The following is a 5171-nucleotide window of genomic DNA, read 5'->3' on the forward strand; positions in this document are numbered from 1 at the left end:
GCGGTCTTGCAGTCAATACATCAGTGACTGATACACCGCTTTCGCGAGCAAGCCCGCTCCCACATTTTTGCCCTGCGCCTGGCAGGAGGTTGAGTCAGCGTTTGAGCTTGCGCTTGTTGCGGTATTGGTCGATGACCACCGCCACCACAATAATCAGGCCCTTGATGATGTCCTGGATATACGCATCCACCCCGACAAAGGTAAACCCGCTGGCCATCACGCCCAGGATCAGTGCGCCGATCACCGTGCCGGTGATGCGCCCTACCCCGCCCGCCAGGCTGGTGCCGCCGATCACGGCAGCCGCAATCGCATCCAGCTCGTAGGACATGCCCATGCCCGCCTGCCCGGTGGCCGCACGCGCCGAGGCCACCACGCCGGCCAGGCCCGCCAAGAGTCCTGCGATGCTGTAGACGATGATGAGGTGGCGCTTGACGTTGATCCCGGACGTGCGCGCCGCCTGCATGTTGCCGCCAATGGCGTAGGTGTACTTACCGTACTTGGTGTAACGCAGGGCAATGTGGAAGATCACCGCCACCACCAGGAAGATCACCACCGGCATCGCGCCATGGCCGATGGCCGTGTACGAGTCCGAGAGCATGCTCACCGGCTGGCCTTCGGTGTAGTAACGCGCCAGGCCACGGGCCGAGACCATCATGCCGAGGGTGGCAATGAACGGCGGGATACCGGTCACGGCAATGATGCTGCCGTTGATCGCCCCCGCCAGCAGCCCCACGCCCAGCCCCATCGCCACCGGGATCCACACCGGCAAGTCCGTCAGGCTGGGGAAAACGGCCCGGGAAAAGTCGGAAGTCTGCGCCAAACTGGCAGCGATCATCGCCGACAGCGCCAGCACCGAGCCGGATGACAGGTCAATCCCGGTGGTGATAATCACCTGGGTCACGCCAATCGCCAGCAGGCCGATGATCGACACTTGCAGGATCATCAGCACCAGGCGCTGGGAGTTCATCAGGAAGCTCTGGTCACGCACGATCCAGCCAAACAACTCGAACACCAGGCCGATGCCGATCAGCACCAGGAAGATGCTCAGCTCGGTCGGCATGCGCCGGCGGGTTTTGGTTGGCGCCGTGGCCGGTTTGTTATCCGTTATTGCGTTCATAGCCCATCACCTTTTTTTATTCTGTACGTCAGTGAACTGCCGTCATACCGGAAGCCAACTGCATGACTTTTTCCTGGGTCGCCTCGGAACGGTCCAGGGTGCCCATCAATTCGCCTTCGTGCATCACCATGACCCGGTCGCTCATGCCCAGCACTTCAGGCAGCTCCGACGAAATCATGATCACCGCCATGCCTTCGCTGGCGAGGAAGGAGATCAAGCGGTAGATCTCGGCCTTGGCGCCGACGTCGATGCCCCGCGTCGGCTCATCGAGGATCAGCAAGCGTGGGTTGGTCATCAACCAGCGCGCGAGCAAGGCTTTTTGCTGGTTGCCACCGGACAAGGTGTCGATGCACTGCTCCAGGGACGGGGTTTTCACCCGCAGCTTCTTGCACATGTCCTCGCACAGCGCGCGCAGGGCTTTCTGCTGGATAAAACCGTTGCCCGAATAGTGCGGCAGCACGGCCATTTCCATGTTTTCCAGCACCGACAGGCAGGGGAACAGGCCGCTGAGCTTGCGGTCCTCGGTCAACAGCGCAAAGCCTTTCTCGATGGCCATGTGCGGGTCGGTGATGCGCACCGCCTTGCCGTCCAGGGTGACCTGGCCGCTGCTGCTGGGGGTGATGCCGAAAATAGTCTCGGCCACGTTGGTGCGGCCCGAGCCCATCAACCCGGCAATGCCGAGGATCTCGCCGGCGTGCAGGTCGAACGAGACGTTCTTGAACACGCCGTCCAGGGTCAGCTCGCGCACCGACATCAGCAGGTCACCGATGGGCGTCTCGCGCACCGGGAACAACTGGCTCAGCTCACGGCCCACCATCATCGAGATCAGGCTGTCGCTGTTCATGCTGTCGGCGCGTTGCAGGCCGATGTAATGACCGTCGCGGAACACTGCCACTTCATCGGCAATCGCAAACACTTCGTTCATTTTGTGTGTGATGTAGACGATGCCTTTGCCCTGGGACTTGAGGTCGGCAATGATCGAAAACAGGTGGGCCACTTCCTTGTCGGTAATGGCCGAGGTCGGTTCATCCATGATGAGGATGTCGGAGTCGTAGGACACCGCCTTGGCAATCTCGACCATCTGCCGCTCGGCGATGCTCAGGTTGCCGACGTGTTCTTCCGGGTCCAGGTTGATCCGCAGGCGGGCCAGCAACTCGGCGGTGCAGCGGTGCATTTCGCGGTGGTTGACCATGTGCAGGCCGTTGAGCTGTTCGCGGCCGATCCAGATGTTCTCGGCGATGCTCATGTGCGGCATCAGGTTGAGTTCCTGGTGGATCATCGCGATCCCGGCTTTTTGCGCCGCCAGCGGCGTCTCGAACACGATGGGCTTGCCCCGCAGGCGGATTTCCCCGGCGTCGGGCTGGTAGATGCCAGCGATGATTTTCATCAACGTCGATTTGCCCGCACCGTTCTCGCCCATCAGCGCCAGCACCGTCCCGGGGCGTACGCGCAGTTGCACATCGGCCAGGGCCACGACGCCGGGAAAGCCTTTGCTGATGTTGACGATTTCCAACAGGTAGGGTTCTTCCAACTCAATCGGCTGGGCACCGGGAGGCTGCGAGACAGTGGCTTGAGCGAGCATAGGGAGGTACTCCATCGGCAGGGCAACCGCACAGCTGCCCTGCTGGCTTATTGTTGTTATTTGAAGTCTTTGAGGTTGTCCAGCGTGATCAGTTTGAACGGGATGACGATGTTCTGTTCGGTCGTCTCCTTGTTCGCCAACTTGCGTGCCGCGTCCACCGCGCCGACGCCTTGGCCCTTGGCATCCTGGAAGACCGACGCGGCCATTTCGCCCTTGGCGATCGCGTTCAGGCCATCTGTGGTGCCGTCCACACCGGCAATCAATACGCTGCCCGGCTTGCTCCCGGAGGACTTGAGGGCCATGGCCGCGCCAATCGCCATTTCGTCGTTGTTGGAGAGCACGGCGTTGAACTCGCGGCCTTGGGTCAGCCAATCGTTGGTCAGGGTCATGCCGCGGTCACGCAGCCAGATACCGGTCTGCTCCTGCTCGATCTTGATGTCGGGGTATTTTTTCAGGACATCCTTGATGCCCTTGGTGCGGTTGGTCGTGGAGTTGTTTGCCAGGTCACCCAGCAGAATCACGATATTGCCCTTGCCGCCCATTTTTTCGGCGATGTACTGCATCTGCAACCGGCCGGCCTCTTCGTCGTCGGAGGTCACCGCCGCCACGCCTTTGGGCAAGTCCTTCTGGTCTGGCCGGCGATTGACGTACACCAGTGGAATCCCGGCTTCGGTCGCGGCTTTGCTGATGCGCGCCGTCGAGGCGGTATCCACCGGCGTGACGATAATCGCATCGACCTTCTGGCTGATGAAACTCTCTACCTGGCTCAGTTGCTTGACCACGTCAGCGCGTGCGTCTTCGAACTGCAACTGCACGCCATCGCCCTTGGGCAGCGCCTTGACGTATTGCTCCATGTAGCCGCGAACGCTGGTCAGGTAGTTATCATCGAAGCTGGAAAAGGTCACGCCGACTTTCAGATCGGCCGCCAGGGCTGCGCCGCTGGAAAACAACAGCGATAGGGCCAGCGCGGTAAAACGGATCGGGGTCTTCATGAACGGTCTGTCTCCACTTTCTTGTTGGTTTTTTTAGACGTTGCGTTTATCAGCGTTCGGCAGGCAGCCGAACGACGGGGGCACCTGGAATGCAGCAGACCAGGGCGCCTTTGTTTTCGACGCACAACACATTGAGAAAGGAGAAGTAGAACGGCCGGGCGCGGGGCAGGCCGCGGGGCGCAAGGGCTGGGCGTAAAACTCGCAGTACAGCGTTGAAGATTTTCATCTGACGGTACCTGGTTGTTTTTGATCTTGTTTTTGTTGAGCCGCCGGGATCGAGCCCGAGACGTACTTTATGCAACCTGGAAAAGACTTTATTGGAAAATAATTTCCATATCAACCTGTTTTAGAATTTTATTCTATTTTTGTTGAAACCACCTGCTGGCGCTCGGCGCTGAGGCGTGCGGCGTCCAATATACGGGTGGTTTCCAACGCGTCATAGGCATCCACCGGCAACGACCCCTGCCCTTGCACAGCCCGTTGCAACTGCTGATAGAACTGTGTCCAGCAGCCCTTTTCCGACGGCACCCGCTCCCGCTCCGGGCCTTGTTCGAACCAGCCCCAGCGCCGGTGTTCTTCCGCGCCCCAGTGCTCACCTTCGGTTTTCGGGGTCTTGCCGGCCATCAAGGCGTCTTCCTGGCCGTCCAGCCCCTCGACGGTGTAGCAACCCAAGGTGCCACTCACCCGAAAACGCGGCGCCTGGCTGTTTTGCAACGCACTGCCCCACAGGTGGGAAATCACCCCGTTGGCGTGGGTCAGGGCGACAAAGAAGCCGTGGTCGAGGCTCGGGTGCTCCGCGCTGAACTGCAACTGCGCGAATACGCGGTCCACGGGGCCGAACAGTTGCAGGGCCTGGTCCACCAGATGGCTGCCGAGGTCACGCAGCCAACCGCCGCCGCTGGCATTGCCGACGGCCTGCGGGCTGTAGCGCTCCACACGGGATTCAAAGCGGGTGATAGTGCCCAGGGCACCGGCATCGATGAGTTTGCGCAGGGTCAGGTAGTCCGAGTCCCAGCGCCGGTTCTGGTAGACGCTGAGCAGCACTTCATGGCGTTCGGCGGCGGTAATCAATGCCTGGGCCTGTTCGGCATTGGCGGCGAAGGGTTTGTCGCTGACCACCGGGATGCCGTGTTCGATGGCTTCCAGCACCAGGGCGGGTCGGCCCTTGAGGGTGGTGGAGATGACCAGGGCATCAACGCCGGCTTCGACGATCTGGCCTATGGAGTCGAAGGCCTTGAGGCCGGGGTGGTCGCTCGCCAACTGCTTTCGGCGTTCGGGGGATCGTGTGACGACACCGACAAAGGTGGCGCCGGGCAAGGTTGCAATCAGCGGCGCATGAAAAAAGCGCCCTCCGTGGCCGTAGCCGACTAGTCCGATGCGCATGATTTCACTCCTTCTAAGCAGTGGACACCCAATCCAAATGTGGGAGCGGGCTTGCTCGCGAATGCGGCGTGTCAGTCAGCCTATCTGTAGCTGATGT

Annotated in this window: 5 protein-coding genes; all 5 read right to left on the reverse strand. The window is 60.8% G+C overall.

Annotated features, from left to right (window positions below):
- Nucleotides 1–94 precede the first annotated feature (94 nt).
- The 5 genes from NUV89_RS27320 to NUV89_RS27340 all read right to left on the reverse strand — a co-directional run bounded on the left by NUV89_RS27320 (nt 95) and on the right by NUV89_RS27340 (nt 5074).
- A complete protein-coding gene (locus tag NUV89_RS27320; protein WP_124526318.1) occupies nt 95–1117 on the reverse strand; it encodes an ABC transporter permease in 1023 nt (340 codons plus the stop codon).
- A gap of 28 nt (nt 1118–1145) precedes the next feature.
- Nucleotides 1146–2699, reverse strand: a complete 1554-nt coding sequence (locus NUV89_RS27325) for a sugar ABC transporter ATP-binding protein (protein ID WP_257783761.1) — start codon at nt 2697–2699, stop codon at nt 1146–1148.
- 56 nt (nt 2700–2755) lie between these two features.
- Nucleotides 2756–3691 (reverse strand): sugar ABC transporter substrate-binding protein, encoded by a 936-nt coding sequence (locus NUV89_RS27330; protein ID WP_257783762.1) that lies wholly within the window; start codon nt 3689–3691, stop codon nt 2756–2758.
- A 49-nt stretch (nt 3692–3740) separates the two neighbouring features.
- Nucleotides 3741–3917, reverse strand: coding sequence for a hypothetical protein (locus tag NUV89_RS27335; RefSeq protein WP_257783763.1), 177 nt, complete (start codon nt 3915–3917; stop codon nt 3741–3743).
- A gap of 128 nt (nt 3918–4045) precedes the next feature.
- Entirely contained in the window at nt 4046–5074 is a 1029-nt protein-coding gene (locus NUV89_RS27340; protein WP_257783764.1) for a Gfo/Idh/MocA family oxidoreductase, read from the reverse strand.
- Between the last annotated feature and the right edge of the window lie 97 nt (nt 5075–5171).

Origin of the sequence: Pseudomonas sp. 18.1.10, from assembly GCF_024655625.1 — a bacterium.
Taxonomy (GTDB): domain Bacteria; phylum Pseudomonadota; class Gammaproteobacteria; order Pseudomonadales; family Pseudomonadaceae; genus Aquipseudomonas.